The organism is Streptomyces sp. NPDC050085 (assembly GCF_044460595.1).
Classification (GTDB): Bacteria; Actinomycetota; Actinomycetes; order Streptomycetales; family Streptomycetaceae; genus Streptomyces.
In genome coordinates, this window is record NZ_JBITJZ010000023.1 from 25,967 (window position 1) to 40,534 (window position 14,568).

Annotated in this window: 12 protein-coding genes; all 12 read right to left on the reverse strand. The window is 71.2% G+C overall.

Annotated elements, in window-relative coordinates:
* Positions 1 to 57: 57 nt before the first annotated feature.
* Entirely contained in the window at positions 58 to 1,056 is a 999-nt protein-coding gene (locus ACIBUY_RS40630; RefSeq protein WP_365576238.1) for a superoxide dismutase, read from the reverse strand.
* 170 nt (positions 1,057 to 1,226) lie between these two features.
* Positions 1,227 to 2,480 carry a cation:proton antiporter gene (locus ACIBUY_RS40635; RefSeq protein ID WP_365576240.1) on the reverse strand — a complete coding sequence of 418 codons (1,254 nt, stop codon included), beginning with the start codon at positions 2,478 to 2,480 and terminating at the stop codon, positions 1,227 to 1,229.
* A gap of 4 nt (positions 2,481 to 2,484) precedes the next feature.
* Positions 2,485 to 2,970, reverse strand: coding sequence for a TrkA C-terminal domain-containing protein (locus ACIBUY_RS40640; protein ID WP_365576242.1), 486 nt, complete (start codon positions 2,968 to 2,970; stop codon positions 2,485 to 2,487).
* A gap of 40 nt (positions 2,971 to 3,010) precedes the next feature.
* Positions 3,011 to 5,194 (reverse strand): 1,4-alpha-glucan branching protein GlgB, encoded by a 2,184-nt coding sequence (gene glgB / locus ACIBUY_RS40645; RefSeq protein WP_399155371.1) that lies wholly within the window; start codon positions 5,192 to 5,194, stop codon positions 3,011 to 3,013.
* Positions 5,191 to 7,254, reverse strand: coding sequence for a maltotransferase domain-containing protein (locus tag ACIBUY_RS40650; RefSeq protein WP_399155372.1), 2,064 nt, complete (start codon positions 7,252 to 7,254; stop codon positions 5,191 to 5,193). The genes glgB and ACIBUY_RS40650 overlap by 4 nt, the downstream gene beginning before the upstream one ends.
* A gap of 104 nt (positions 7,255 to 7,358) precedes the next feature.
* Positions 7,359 to 8,126, reverse strand: a complete 768-nt coding sequence (locus ACIBUY_RS40655) for a MinD/ParA family protein (RefSeq protein WP_365576247.1) — start codon at positions 8,124 to 8,126, stop codon at positions 7,359 to 7,361.
* A gap of 49 nt (positions 8,127 to 8,175) precedes the next feature.
* A complete protein-coding gene (locus ACIBUY_RS40660; protein WP_365576249.1) occupies positions 8,176 to 9,426 on the reverse strand; it encodes a SpoIIE family protein phosphatase in 1,251 nt (416 codons plus the stop codon).
* A gap of 11 nt (positions 9,427 to 9,437) precedes the next feature.
* Complete coding sequence (locus ACIBUY_RS40665; protein ID WP_365576251.1) at positions 9,438 to 9,881, reverse strand: anti-sigma regulatory factor; 444 nt, start codon at positions 9,879 to 9,881, stop codon at positions 9,438 to 9,440.
* A gap of 14 nt (positions 9,882 to 9,895) precedes the next feature.
* Complete coding sequence (locus tag ACIBUY_RS40670; protein ID WP_365576253.1) at positions 9,896 to 10,207, reverse strand: anti-sigma factor antagonist; 312 nt, start codon at positions 10,205 to 10,207, stop codon at positions 9,896 to 9,898.
* 18 nt (positions 10,208 to 10,225) lie between these two features.
* The gene (gene glgX, locus ACIBUY_RS40675; RefSeq protein ID WP_365576255.1) at positions 10,226 to 12,376 is read right to left on the reverse strand and encodes a glycogen debranching protein GlgX; all 2,151 of its coding nucleotides are present in this window, start codon (positions 12,374 to 12,376) and stop codon (positions 10,226 to 10,228) included.
* The gene (locus ACIBUY_RS40680; protein WP_365576257.1) at positions 12,373 to 12,714 is read right to left on the reverse strand and encodes an STAS domain-containing protein; all 342 of its coding nucleotides are present in this window, start codon (positions 12,712 to 12,714) and stop codon (positions 12,373 to 12,375) included. Before ACIBUY_RS40680 ends, glgX begins: the two co-directional genes overlap by 4 nt.
* Positions 12,711 to 14,567: an AGE family epimerase/isomerase gene (locus ACIBUY_RS40685; protein WP_365576259.1), complete on the reverse strand. Its 1,857-nt coding sequence runs from the start codon at positions 14,565 to 14,567 to the stop codon at positions 12,711 to 12,713. The genes ACIBUY_RS40680 and ACIBUY_RS40685 overlap by 4 nt, the downstream gene beginning before the upstream one ends.
* Position 14,568 lies beyond the last annotated feature (1 nt).

Here is a 14,568-nt window from a genome sequence, read left to right on the forward strand (position 1 = left end):
GTCCCCGGGCGCCGCGGCGACGGGCCTCGCGCCGTTCGGCCGCCGCTCAGCTGCCGCTCAGATGCCGCTCACCCGGGCCACCGAGAACGGCAGGTCGAGGGTGGCGGAGCCGAACTGTGAGCGCAGCACGTGCAGCGAACCGCCGCTGCGCACGAGCGCCGTGGGGTGTTCGAGGGCCGGGTCGGTGAGCCGGCTGGTGACGGTCGCGGACGTGCGGTCCGCGGAGAGCGTGAGCCGGCTGATGCCGTCCGAGCCGAACTGCACGGCCCACAGCTGGTCCTTCTCCCAGAGCAGGCCGTCGGCGGAGACCGGAGCGCCGCCGGTCACCGTCACCTTGCGGACGCCGCCGGTGGCGGGCTCGAGCCGGAACAGCTCGCCGGAGGCCATGTCGGCGGTGATCAGGTAGGTGCCGGTCGCGTCCGATTCGATGCCGTTGAGGGTGATGGCACCGTCCGGGTGCGGGGCGACGACGCCGTTCAGGTCGAACCCGGTGGCCAGGGTCGCCGTGCCGCCGGAGGCGATGGTGTCCTCGATGGTGGCGGCGGGCAGCCGGTAGACGAGCTGGAGCAGCGAGTCGGTGACGTACGCGGTGCCGTCGGGCGTCAGGTCGATGTCGTCGAGCAGCGACGCGGCGGGGGTCGGGCTGACGAAGCGGGCCAGGCGGGTGCCGTTCGCGGTGTCGTAGACGGTCACCCCGCCGGCGTCGTCGACCCAGAGCCGGCCGTGCCGGTCGACCTCGGTGCCCATGGCCTGGGTGCGGCCGTCCGTGCCCGCGGGCAGGAACACGGTGGCCTCCGGCTCGCCTGCGCGGGCGCGGTAGACCGCTCCGGTGGTGTACGAGGTGACGTACAGGTCGCCGGTTCTCGGGTCGGTGGCCATGCTCTCCGGGTAGGCCTGGTTGCCGGGCAGCGCCACGGCCCGGTCGACAGTCAGGGCCCGGGCGCCCGAGGCGTCCGCGCGGGCGTCGGCTGCCGGTGCCGCGATCCCTACGGCGAGCGCGCAGGCGAGGGCGGACGCGCAGGCGGTGAAGCGGCGGCGGGCGTGGGTGAGCTCCATGGGTGGTCCTCTTTCGGAACGGCCAGGTGCCGGGCGTGTCCCGGCGGGCGTCGAGGACCATATGGCTGGATCCGGACCGAAAAGGGGGCCCGCGAAGGGCCCCGCACGACGACAAGAACGTAAAAGAGCGAGGTCAACTACCTGATGAGGCACGGTGGTTGAGCGCGAGATCACCTTCCGGAAGACGGCGACTTTGGTACGTGATGGACGACGTTCCGCATGGTGGGGAGGGTTCCGTTTCGGCCGGTCGCCGGGTACTCCCTGCCGCGCCACAGGATGATCCGCTGCGCGATCGGCTCCGTGAAGCGGGCCGCCAGGGGGCCCATGACGACGAGCAGCAGGACGTACGCGGTGGCCAGCGGGCCGAGGGAGGGGTCGACGGCGCCGGCCGAGACCGCGAGGCCTGCGATGACGATGGAGAACTCGCCGCGCGCGACCAGGGCGCCGCCCGCCCGCCACCTGCCCCGCTGGGCGATGCCGGAGCGCCGGGCCGCCCAGTAGCCGGTGCCGACCTTCGTCAGGAGGGTGAGCACCGCCAGCGCGAACGCGGGCGCAAGGACCGAGGGGATGGTGCTGGGGTCGGTGCTCAGGCCGAAGAACACGAAGAACACCGCGGCGAACAGGTCGCGCAGCGGCATCAGCAGGTGGTGCGTGTTCTCCGCCACCTCGCCGGACAGGGCGATGCCGACGAGGAACGCGCCGACCGCCGCCGACACCTGCAGCTGCTGGGCGATCCCGGCGACGAGCAGTGTCGTGCCCAGGACGACGAGCAGCAGCTTCTCCGGGTCGTCGCTGGACACGAAGCGGGAGATGACCCGCCCGTAGCGCACCGCGACGAGCAGGACGGTGCCGACCGCGGCGAGCGCGATGGCCAGGGTCACGCCACCGGCCAGCCAGCCCGAACCGGCGAGCACCGCCGTCAGGATGGGCAGGTAGAGCGCCATGGCGAGGTCTTCGAGGACGAGGATGCTGAGGACGACCGGGCTCTCCCGGTTGCCGAGCCGGCCCAGGTCGCCGAGCACCTTCGCGATGACGCCGGACGAGGAGACCCAGGTGACGCCCGCGAGCACGACGGCGGCCACCGGGCCCCAGCCGAGCAGCAGCGCGGCGGCCGCGCCGGGCAGCGCGTTGAGCAGAAAGTCGACGCCGCCCGCGGGGGCGTGGGTCTTGAGGTGGCCGACGAGATCGCCCGCCGTGTACTCCAGGCCGAGCATCAACAGCAGCAGGACGACGCCGATCTCGGCGCCGACCTCGATGAACTCCTCGCTGCCCGCCAGCGGGACGATGCCGCCCGCGCCGAACAGGAGGCCCGCCAGCAGGTAGAGCGGGATCGGCGAGAACCGGAGCCGTACGGCGAAGCGGCCGAGCAGGCCGAGCGCGAGGACGACCGCACCGAACTCGATCAGAAAGACCGCGGAGTGCACGTGATCAGCTCCGCTCGAGGATCTCGTGGGCGCCGTCCACGCCTTCCCGGGTGCCGATGACGATCACGATGTCGCCGCCGTGCAGGCGGAATTCGGGCCCCGGTGAGGGGATCGCGTGGGAGCGGCGCATGACGGCGACGATGGAAGCCCCGGTGTCGGTGCGCATCCGCGTCTCCCCCAGGGTGCGCCCGTTCCAGTACGAGGTGCCGGTGATGGTGACCTGTTCGGCGAGGAGCCCGAAGTCGCTGGTGTGCAGCAGGTTCGGGTTGTTGTGGCCGGGCAGCAGGGCGTCGGCGAGGGACAGGGCCTCGGCTCCGGTCAGCGGCAGCGACAGGCCGCAGGAGTCCGGGTCGTCGTCGTGGTGCACGTTCAGGGTGCGGGTGCGGTCGCGGTGCGCGATCACCGACAGGGTGTCGTGGCGCCGCGTGGTGAGCTCGTACTGCACGCCGATGCCGGGCAACGGGGTGGTCCTCAGACGGGGAGCAGGCATGGTGTCCCTTCCTTGGCTGCGGGCTGCTGGCGGCGGCGCGTCATTGCTTGCGCAACCACACGCCGCCCAGGGGCGGCAGGTCCACGCTCGCGCTGGCCGGCAGGCCCTGGAGGGGGTCGGCTGCGGCGTGGATGCGCCCGGGGTTGGTGACGCCGGAGCCCGCGTAGTGCGCCGCGTCCGTGTTGAGCACCTCGCTCCAGTGGCCCGCCTCGGGCAGCGCGAGGCGGAAGTCGCGGCGGACCGTGGGCTGGAAGTGGAAGACGCACGCCAGCAGTTCGCCGCCCTCGCCGCGGCGCACGAAGGAGTAGACGTTGTCCTCTGCGGCGTCCGCGTCGATCCAGGCGAAGCCCTCGGGGCGGGTGTCGAGGCTCCACAGGGCCGGGTCGGCGAGGTAGTGGCGGTTGAGGTCGCGCACCAGGTCGCGCACCGCGCCGTGCGGTTCGTGCCGGAGCATGGACCAGTCCGGGCCGCGGTCGTGGGACCACTCGGTGTCCTGGGCGAACTCCTGCCCCATGAAGAGGAGTTGCTTGCCGGGGAAGGCCCACATGAAGGCCAGGTAGGCGCGCAGGTTGGCCAGTTGCTGCCAGCGGTCGCCGGGCATCTTCGTCAGCAGCGAGCCCTTGCCGTGCACGACTTCGTCGTGGCTGACCGGCAGCGTGTAGTTCTCCGCGTACGCGTACACCATCGGGAAGGTCATCGAGTGGTGGTGGTGCTGCCGGTGCACCGGGTCCTTGGCCATGTACGACAGCGAGTCGTGCATCCAGCCCATGTTCCACTTCAGGGCGAAGCCGAGCCCGCCGTGGTCGGTGCGCCGGGTGACGCCGTCCCAGGCGGTGGACTCCTCCGCGATGGTCACCGCTCCGGGGCAGCGCCTGGGCACCGTGGCGTTCATCTCCTGGAGGAACTCGACGGCCTCCAGGTTCTCGCGGCCGCCGTACACGTTCGGCAGCCAACTCCCCTCGGGGCGCGAGTAGTCGAGGTAGAGCATGGACGCGACGGCATCCACGCGCAGCCCGTCGACGTGGAACTCCTCGCACCAGTACACCGCGTTGGCGACGAGGAAGTTGCGCACCTCGGCCCGCCCGTAGTCGAAGACGAGCGTGCCCCAGTCGGGGTGTTCGCCGCGGCGCGGGTCCGGGTGCTCGTACAGCGCGGTCCCGTCGAAGCGGGCCAGCGCCCAGTCGTCCTTGGGGAAGTGGGCGGGGACCCAGTCGACGATGACGCCGATGCCCGCCCGGTGCAGCGCGTCGACGAGGGCGCGGAAGTCGTCGGGGCTGCCGAGGCCGGCCGCCGGGGCGTAGTACGAGGACACCTGGTAGCCCCAGGAGCCGCCGAAGGGATGCTCGGCCACCGGCATGAACTCGACGTGCGTGAAGCCCAACGCCTTGACGTACGCCGGGAGTTCGGTGGCGAGCTCGCGGTAGCCGAGGCCCGGCCGCCACGATCCCAGGTGCACTTCGTAGACGCTCATCGCGGCCCGGTCCACGGTGCGTTCGGCGCGCCGCGCCATCCAGTCGCCGTCGCTCCAGGTGTGGCGGGAGCGGAAGACGACGGAGGCCGTGCCCGGTGCCGCCTGCGCCGAGGCGGCGAGGGGGTCCGCCTTCTGGATCCAGCGGCCGTCCGGGGTGAGGATCTCGTACTTGTACCGGCAGCCCTCGGCAAGGCCGGGCACGAACAGCTCCCACACGCCACTGGCGCCGAGCGAGCGCATCGGATGGGCCCTGCCGTCCCAGTGGTTGACGTCGCCGACCAGGCGCACGGCGCGGGCGTTCGGGGCCCACACGGCGAACGCCGTGCCGGCCACCGGGCCCCGGCCCGACTCGTGCTCGCACACCCGGGCCCCGAGCACCTGCCACAGCTGCTCGTGGCGGCCCTCGCGGATCAGGTGCAGGTCGAGTTCGCCGAGGGTGGGCAGGAAGCGGTAGGGGTCGTCGTACGCGTACACGTCGCTGCCGTAGTGGACGCGCACCCGGTAGTCGGGCACGGCCGTGCCCGGCAGGCGGCCGGCGAACAACCCCTCGCCCTGGTGCGCGAGTTGGGCCAGCAGGTCGCCCGACGGCGTGGTCAGCCACACCTGGTCGGCGAGCGGCCGCAGCACGCGCACGGTCACGCCGTCGGCGCCCGGGTGCGGGCCGAGCAGCGCGTGCGGATCGCTGAGGTCTCCGGTGGCGAGCCGCTTGAGGTGGGTGGCGGCCAGGGCGGTGGGGCGCTGTGCGGTGGTCACGACTGCGAAGTCCCGTCCGTGAGTATGTGGGCCACTCGATGCTGGGGATCGAGGCGTACGTAGTTGTCGCGGCCCCAGCGGTAGTTCTCGCCCGACAGGGCGTCGCGCACCGCGAAGGTCTCGGAGCGCTCCAGGCCCAGTGCGGGCAGGTCGAGGGTGACGGTCGCCTCGCGCGTCCCGTGCGGGTCGAGGTTGAGCACCACGAGGACCCAGTCGTCGCGCTCGCCGCGGGCGGCCCGTTTGGAGAAGCAGGTCACCGCGTCGTTGTCGGTGCGGTGGAAGTGGAGGTTGCGCAGCTGGTGCAGGGCCGGGTGCGCGCGCCGGATGTCGTTGAGCGCGCGGATCAGCGGCGCCAGCGAGTCCCCCGCGGCCTCCGCGCCGGCCCAGTCGCGGGGCCGCAGTTGGTACTTCTCGGAGTCCAGGTACTCCTCGCTGCCGGGCCCCATGGGCACGTTCTCGTACAGCTCGTACCCGGCGTACACGCCCCAGGTGGGTCCGGCCGTCGCGGCGAGCACCGCCCGGGCCGCGAAGGCCGCCCGGCCGCCGTACTGGAGGTAGGCGCCGAGGATGTCGGGGGTGTTCACGAAGAGGTTGGGCCGCAGGTAGGCCGCGCTCGGCTCACCGCCGAGGCCGGCCAGTTCGGAGAGGTAACTCTCCACCTCCTCCTTGGAGTTGCGCCAGGTGAAGTACGTGTACGACTGGTGGAAGCCGACGCGGGCCAGGGCGTGCAGCATGGCCGGGCGGGTGAACGCCTCGGCGAGGAAGAGCACGTCGGGGTCGCTCGCGTGCACCGTGTCGATGAGCCGCTCCCAGAACGCGACGGGCTTGGTGTGCGGGTTGTCGACGCGGAAGATGCGCACTCCGTGGTCCATCCAGTGCCGCAGCACGCGCAGGACTTCCGTGAACAGCCCGTCGGGGTCGGTGTCGAAGTCGACGGGATAGATGTCCTGGTACTTCTTGGGCGGGTTCTCGGCGAACGCGATCGAGCCGTCGGCCCGGTGCTGGAACCACTCGGGGTGCTCGGTGACCCAGGGGTGGTCGGGGGAGCACTGCAGGGCGAGGTCCAGGGCGACTTCGAGGCCCAGTTCACCGGCGCGCGCGACGAAGTGGTCGAAGTCCTCGAGGGTGCCGAGGTCGGGGTGGATCGCGTCGTGTCCGCCCGCGGCCGAGCCGATCGCCCAGGGCGATCCCGGATCGTGCGGCCCCGCTTCGAGTGCGTTGCCCGCGCCCTTGCGGTGGGTGGTGCCGATCGGGTGGACCGGCGGCAGGTAGACCACGTCGAAGCCCATGTCGGCGACGGCCTCGAGGCGTTTGGCGGCGGTGCGCAGGGTGCCCGGCCGCGGCGGCTCGGCCACGCCGTTCACGGCGGCGGGCACGACGGCTCCCTCGGAGCGGGGGAAGAACTCGTACCAGGCGCCGTACAGGGCGCGTTCGCGGTCGACGCGCAGCGGCAGCTCGGGCGAGCGGGTCAGCAGCCGGCGCAGCGGGTGGGCGGTGAGCAGGGCGGTCACGGGGGCCGCGGTGGCGGCGGCGAGCCGTTCCTCGGCGTCCAGGCGCCCGTCGCGCAGCAGCACGGCCGCGTCGGTCAGCCGCAGCGCGTCGTCGGTCTCGACGGTGGCGGCCACCTCGTCGAGGAGCAACGCGCCCTCCTCCAGGACGAGTTCGGTGTCGATCCCGGCGGGCACCTTGATCTCGGCGGCGTGCCGCCAGGTCGTCCAGGGGTCGGTCCACGCCTCCACGCGGTACGTCCAGTCGCCTTGCCGCCCGGCGGTGACCCACCCGGTGTAGCGGTCGGTGCCGGGGGCCACCAGGCGCATCGGGCTCCAGTCGCCCGGGCGTCCGTCGGGGTCGGTGAGCACGACGCCGGCGGCGACCGCGTCGTGCCCTTCCCTGAAGACGGTGGCCGAGACCGCGAACTGTTCGCCGGGGACGGCCCGGGCGGGGGTGCGGCCGCCGGCGCCGTCGTCGATCTGTGGCGCCACGTCCACGATGGGGATGCGGCCCACACGTGCTTCGGCGGCCGGGCGCGTCGCGTCGCGCTGCATGGGCTTGTCCTCCATGGTGCTCGTGCGTCCCGCGTGGTGCGGACGACTGCGGTGTGGGGCGGCGGCGGTGTCGGGCGGCGGCTGACTCGGGCGGCGGCTGTGTCGGGCGGCGAGGACGGTCAGCGGCGGATCGCGGTGGTGCCGTTGCTGACCTCCGAGATGATCCGGCGGTAGCCCGACACCAGCGGATGCTGCGGGTACGCCGTGGAGAACACCCGCTCCCCCGCGAGCTGCGCCATTTCGGGCGCGTACGGCAGGACCGTGGTGACGCGGGTGCGGTACGCGTTCTCCACTTCGCCGAGCAGTCGGTCGCCGACGGCGCCGCCCGGGGCCATGTTCACGGCGATGCTCATGGCGCCGAACCCGAGCCGGCCGGCCAGGGCCGTGGTCTCCCTGGCGCCGACGAGGTCCAGGCGGTCGGCCCGGGTCACCACGACGAGGGCGTCCGAACTCGCCATCGCGGTCACGGTCTCGTTGTTGAAGCCCGCGTGGGTGTCGAGCAGCAGCACGTCGAGCGCCAGGGTGTCGATGAGCCGGTCGAAGCCCTCGCGCAGCAGGCCCACGTCGTAGCCGCGGCCCATGATCTCGTTGACCCCCGTGGTCTGGCTCCTGGCCGGGACCAGGAAGAAGCCGTCGTGCCCGACGTTCTGGTCGACGGCGTACGCCGCGTCCTCGATCTCGCAGCGGCCGATGAGGTAGTCGGTGAGCGAGCGCCGCGCGGGGAGCGCCGCGTCGCCGAACATCACGTCCAGCGCGGGTGTCTGGATGTCGGTGTCCACCAGAGCGACCCGCAGGCCCGAGGAGGCAAGCAGCAGCCCGAGGTTGGCGGCGGTGCTGGATTTGCCGGTGCCCCCTCGGTAGGAGTGCACCGTGATGATCTGCGACATGTTCTCCACCTGACGGTTTCTGGGGGTGGGCGCACCGGCCGGTGAGGGGTCAGTCGGCGGCCCCCGCGGGTGCCTGCCAGTGCACGGCGAGCATCGTGATGTCGTCGGACTGTTCGGCCTGGCCGACGAAGTCGCTCAGCGCGCCGTCCATGTGGTCGAGCAGTTCCTCGCCGCGCACGGTGGCCTCGGTCAGCTGCTCGACGAGGAGGTCCTCGCCGAAGAAGCGCCCGGTCTCGGAGCGGGCCTCGGTGACCCCGTCGGTGTAGATGAACAGGGTGTCCCCGGGGCCGATCTGGGTGTAGCCGAGCGAGAACGTGCAGTCCGGGATGACGCCGACGACCGGGCCGGTCGGCTGCAGCAGCACCGGTTCGGCGCCGCTGCCGCTGACCAGGACAGGGGGATTGTGTCCGCCGTTGATGTAGACGAGGTTGCCGGTGACCGGGTCGAGGACGCCGAAGAACATGGTGGCGAAGTAGCCCTGCTTCATGTGGTTGCGCGTCAGATAGCTGTTGGTGCCCACGACCGCGTTGAGCAGGGGGGTGGCGCCCACGACCGGGATGGCGCGGGTGTGTTCGGCGCTGCCGGGCTCCTCCCCGATCAGGTCCGCCGCGATGAGGTTCTGCAGGCCGCTCTGTTCCGCGGTGTGCCGCAGCAGGGAGCGGATGAGTGCCATGAACAGGGCCGCGCCGACGCCCTTGTCGCACACGTCGGCCACGACGAGGGCGAGGCGGCGCCGGTTGACCAGTTCGAAGACGTCGTAGAAGTCTCCTGCGACGGTCCGCGCGGGCCGGTAGCGCACCCGGATGTCCCAGCCGTCGGGGCTGGGCAGGAACTCCGGCAGGAACCCCAGCTGGATCTCCCGGCCTATCTCCAACTCCCGTTCGTAGCTGAGCAGTTCGGCGTGTGCGGCGACTTCCTCCATGTTCCGGTTGAGCTCGGCGTGCTGATGGCAGTCGCGCAGCCGGGCCTCCACCAGGACGGGGTGGAACGGCGGGAGCAGATAGTCCGAGCCCGCGCGCACGTGTCCGTCGAGCAGGTGCAGATCGTGCTCCGCGTACGCCACCACGGTGGGCTGCTGCCCCTCGTCGGCGAGGCGCCGGGCCACCGATCTGACGGTGTGCGGCGACAGCGTCGCGTCGGCGAGCAGCGCGGTCACCGGGGGCATCCGGCCGCGCGAGGCCGCCAGCACGTCGCCGGGTGTGCAGGTGAGCGACTCGGCGCCCACGGCGTCCAGGGCCTTGGCCAGTTGGGCCGGCACGTGCCGCCGCTCATCCAGTATCAGGACTCTCGTCTGCGCCATCTCCGCCTCGTCTAGTCCGCTGCCGGCCGGCGCATCACGAGGGTGCTGACATTGCGCCCCGCGACGAGCTCGTACTCGAAGGTGTCCACCGCCGTGAACGCCAGGAAGACTCCCAGTCCGCCGATCTCCCGCTCCGCGAGCGGCACGTCACGTGCGGGCTCGCGCATGCCCTGGCGCGGGTCGAACGCCGGCGCGTCGTCCTGGAAGCGCACCCAGACGTCGCCGGGGTCGATCCCGCCGTCCACGGTGATCTCGCCGGGTTCGCCGCGGTATCCGTGTACGACGATGTTGGTGGCCAACTCGTCGGCGGCGAGGCGCAGTCGGTACAGCGAGCTGTCCGAGAGGCAGGCCTGCTTGCCGAGGCCGAGGACGAACGCGGACACCGGCTCGAGCGAGTCGACCGTCGCGGGAACACGGAGTCTGGTGGCCGCCGCGGCCTCGAAGTCGAACGTCATCTCGGTGCGTCCCTTCAGGCGTCCACGAGATCGATGCTGTGGTCGAATCCGGCGAGCCGGATGGTCCTGGCCACCGGCTCGGACGCGCCGACGACGGCGATGCGCACCTCGTCGCCCATCTTCTGGCGGGCGAAGACCAGGGAGCGCAGGCCGGCGCTGGAGAGGTAGCCGAGCTGCTCGGCGCGGATGACGAGTTCGACGGCGCCGCCGTCGGCGGCGCGGCCGACGGTGGCGTGGAACTCGCCGGCCGTGGAGGCGTCCAGCTCTCCCGAGAGTTCGATGGTGGCGACCTTGTCGTTGATCCTGAGGCGCACGTCGAAAGCCACGATGGTTCTCCTTCTGGGTCAGGTGGTCGCCGGAGGGGCCGCGCGTCCCACGAGGACGACCGCGGAGTGGGCGCCCAGGTGGAAGCGCCCGGGATGCTTCAACTCCGGTTCGCCGCCGACCGGGTGGACGGCGGCGTGGGTGTCGGCGAAGAGGTGCCAGCGCTGCCCGTCGGGCAGGGCGGGCAGCTCCAGGTCGTGCGCCTCCCAGTGCGCGTTCACGGCGACGTACACGTGGTCGTCGCTGACGCTGCCGCCCTTGGCGTGCCGGCCGCACCGCATCATGGCGAGCACCCGGCCGTGGTCGGCCCAGTCCGGGGCCCAGGCGCCGACGCCGTGCCAGCTGACGTCGGGGTAGCCGCTGCCGACGCGGTCCGTGCCGGTGGGGTGGTCGCTGGTGCGCAGGACCGGGTGGGCGTGCCGGAAGGCGATCAACTTGGCGGTGAAGTCGAGGAGTTCGGCGTTGTCCTCGACAAGTGACCAGTCGAACCAGGACAGTTCGTTGTCCTGGCAGTAGGTGTTGTTGTTGCCGAGCTGGGTCCGGCCGACCTCGTCGCCGGCCAGGATCATCGGGATGCCCTGGCTGGTGAGCAGGATGGTCAGCAGGTTCTTCATCTGCCGCAGCCGCAGCTCGCGGACGTGCGGGGAGGCGCTGGGCCCCTCCTCGCCGCAGTTCCAGCTGTTGTTGTCGTTCGCGCCGTCGTTGTTCTGCTCGCCGTTGGCCTCGTTGTGCTTGTCGTTGTACGAGACCAGGTCGGCCAGGGTGAACCCGTCGTGCGCGGTGATGAAGTTGACCGACGCCGACGAGGTGCGGCCCTGGTACAGGTCGGGCGAGCCCGCCATCCGGGTCGCCAGCTCGCCGACGAGCCCCGGCTCGCCCTTGACGAAGCGGCGCACGGTGTCGCGGTACTTGCCGTTCCACTCCGACCAGCGGCCGTAGTTGGGGAAGTTGCCGACCTGGTAGAGGCCGGCCGCGTCCCAGGCCTCGGCGATCAGCTTGGTGTGCCGCAGGATCGGGTCGTGCGCGAGCTGTTCGAGCAGCGGCGGGTTGGGCAGCGGGGTGCCGTCCGGGGCCCGGTCGAGGATGGCGGCGAGGTCGAAGCGGAACCCGTCGATGTGGTACTCGGCGACCCAGTGGCGCAGGCAGGAGAGCACGAAGTCCCGCACCACGGGGTGGTTGCAGTTGACGGTGTTGCCGGTGCCGCTGAAGTTGTAGTACTCGCCGTGCGGCGTGAGCATGTAGTACGTGGCGTTGTCGAGGCCGCGGAACGAGATGGTCGGGCCCTGCTCGTTGCCCTCGGCCGTGTGGTTGAAGACGACGTCGAGGACGACTTCGATGCCGGCCCGGTGCAACTCCTTGACCAGCGACTTGAATTCGTCGGCCTGCATGCCGAAGGCGCCGGTGGCCGCGTAGCCCGCCTTGGGGGCGAAGAACGAGACGGTGTTGTAGCCCCAGTAGTTGTGGAGCCGCTCCCCGGTGACCGGATCGGTGCGGGGATTGTCCAGCTCGTCGAACTCGAACACGGGCAGCAGTTCCAGGCAGTTGACGCCCAGGGCCTTGAGGTACGGGATCTTCTCCCGCATCCCGGCGTACGTGCCGGGGGCCGACACCTGCGAGGAGGCGTGCCGGGTGAAGCCGCGCACGTGCGTCTCGTAGATCACGAGGTCCTCGGCGGGGATGCGCAGCGGCCGGTCGCCGCCCCAGTCGAAGTCGTCGTTCAGCACCTGTGCGCGGTAGTGGTAGACGTTGTCCCAGTCGGGCTCGCGGCCCCACACCTCGCGGCCTGAGATCAGCCGCGCGTAGGGGTCGCTGAGCACCTTGCCCGCGTCGAAGCGGTCGCCGCGGGCGGGGTCGAAGGGGCCGTCGGCGCGGAAGCCGTACTCCAGGTCCTCCGCGTCGAGCCCGAAGACCGTCATGGCGTACACGCTGCCGATGCGGAACTCCGGCGGGAACTCCAGTTCGGCGCTGGGCCGGGTGGCGCCGCGCGTGAAGAGCACCAGGCTCATCGAGGTCGCGCCGTCGGAGTAGACCGAGAAGTTGACGCCGCCGGGCACCGGCGTCGCCCCGTACGGGAAGGGCCGTCCTGCCCTGACCCGGTACGGGCCGATCCGGTGCGTCGGGAAGGCGTCGATCCGCTCGCGCAGTTCCTGGGCCGGGCCGGGGGTGCTCATCGGCCCGCACGTTCCAGTTCGGCGTCCAGGTCGTCGGCGACCCGGAAGAAGTCCAGGAACCCGGTGGCGGACATGACGAACGAGACCTCCTCGGAGAGCCCGACCAGGGTGATCTCCGCGTCCAGTTGCTGGGCGTGGCGGTGCACGATGAGCAGGGTGCGCAGGCCGGCGCTGGAGATGTACGAGATCCCGGTGAGGTCGATCAGGACCACCGCGCCCTGCCCGACGAACGGCAGCAGCTGGGACTGCAGTCCGCCGGAGGTGGTGGAGTTGATCTCGCCCTCCAGGGCGACGACGGTGGCGCCGGCGAGCACCTGCGAGGAGACCTTGACGGTCATCCCTTCACCTCCGTACGGGAGTTGGCTTCGAGACGGACCCTGACCTTGACGCGGCCCGAGGTCTCGGGGAGGCGGACGGTCAGGGCCTGGGCGTTGAAATCGGTGTGTTCGGCGCCGTCGACCTCGACGGCGGCGATGCGCACCGCGGTGGCGGGCAGCAGATCGGGGGCGACGCGCAGGACGCGGTCCGCCAGCTGGGCGGGGTCGGGCTTGAACCAGAAGTCCATCGGCTTGCCGCCCCTGAGCAGGTTGTTGTAGACGGCGGCCAGGTAGCACAGCTCGGCCGAGTGGTACATCGACATGGAGTGGCTGCCCTTGAGGCGCTCCACGCCGAGGAGGTAGGGCAGGCCGCTGGCCATGGTGTTGAAGTAGACGGCGCCCTCGTCGTGGTCGAGGAAGAACGCGTTGTAGAAGGACTGGGCGTCGCGCGCCTCGGTGCGGAAGTCCACGCGTCCGGTGACGCCGTGCAGGATCAGATAGGCGAGGATCGCCTGCTCCTGCTGCCACCACGCCTTGCGGTCGTGCCAGGCGAAGCGGAACCGCTCCTCGCCGTCGACCTTGATCCGCTCGACCACGTCGTACCAGCCGCCGCGCTGGCGGTCGCTGCCGACCTCGGGCATGGACTCGCCCAGTGAGACGGCCGTCTGCAGGTAGGCGTCCTTGGGGCGCAGGGAGTTCATCCGCATCAGGTTCCAGGCGATCTTCAGGTTGTGGCCGACGACCGCGCGGTTCTGCTGCCACCCGTGGGTGGTGTCGGGCGACCAGTCCTTGTGGAATCGTTCCTGCACGAACGGGCTGTTCTTCAGGTCGGGGAAGCGCTCGACGATCGTGTCGAAGGTGTACTCGAGCATGTCGGCGTACTTCGGATCGCCGGTCGCCAGATACAGGTTGATCAGGTACGCGGGCGCGTGGTCGCCGACCGAGTTCCAGTTCTTGCGGGCCCTGTTGGGCCCGAGCGAGGAGTGGTCGGGGCTCAGCAGGATCGGGTCGATGTGCGAGAAGTAGCCGCCGTCCTCGGGGTCGAGGTAGAAGCGGTCGAAGAGCCGGATGGTGGCGTCCGCGTCCGCCTTGATCCGCGGGTCGCCGGTGATCCGGTAGGTCTGCACGGGCCCGGCGAGCGCGTAGATCTGTTCGTAGGCGGGCAGCGCGTCGTAGTCGTCGGAGAACTCGGACGTGAACAGCTTCGTCTCGACGTCGCCGTCGACCTTGAGGCCGTGGTACCAGTACACGACGTTCTCGTCGGTGTCGACGAACCGCATGTGCGCGCGCAGGTACTCGGTGCCGCGCTCGGCGACCTCCAGGTACTCGTCGTCGCCGGTGAGCAGGAAGGCGGAGGCCATGCCGTAGACGAGCCGCGAGATGGTGTCCGTCTCCTGGACGTGGCTCGCGGTCTTGTCGCCGCCGAGCCGGATCTCGGTGCGGTAGTCGGCGAAGTCGACGGGCCCGTCGCCGAACTGGGCCTTGCGGTAGAAGGCGGCGATCTCCCGGATCTGCCGGATCCACCAGCCGGCCTCCTCGAAGCGGAAGTCCTCGGGGTCGCGCCCCACGAAGATCAGCCGCTTGGCCTCGAAGCGCAGCGTCGCGTGGTGCGGATAGAAGACGCCGTACGCGAGGACGAAGGCGCCCGGGGTGAGCAACTCGTCGACGTGGCCCGTGGCGTCCTGGTAGGGCTCCCCCAGGTTGTGCAGCAGCTCCGCGCTCGGGCCGCCGTCGAGGCTCACGTCGAAGGACCGGCCGTCGGCGGTGACCAGGGTGACGACGCGGGCGGCGCTGTCGAAGGCGGACACCCGTCCCGCGATGGTGTCCGAGAAGGTGAAGTCGACGTTCCTGACGCTCTCCGGCTGTACGGACATG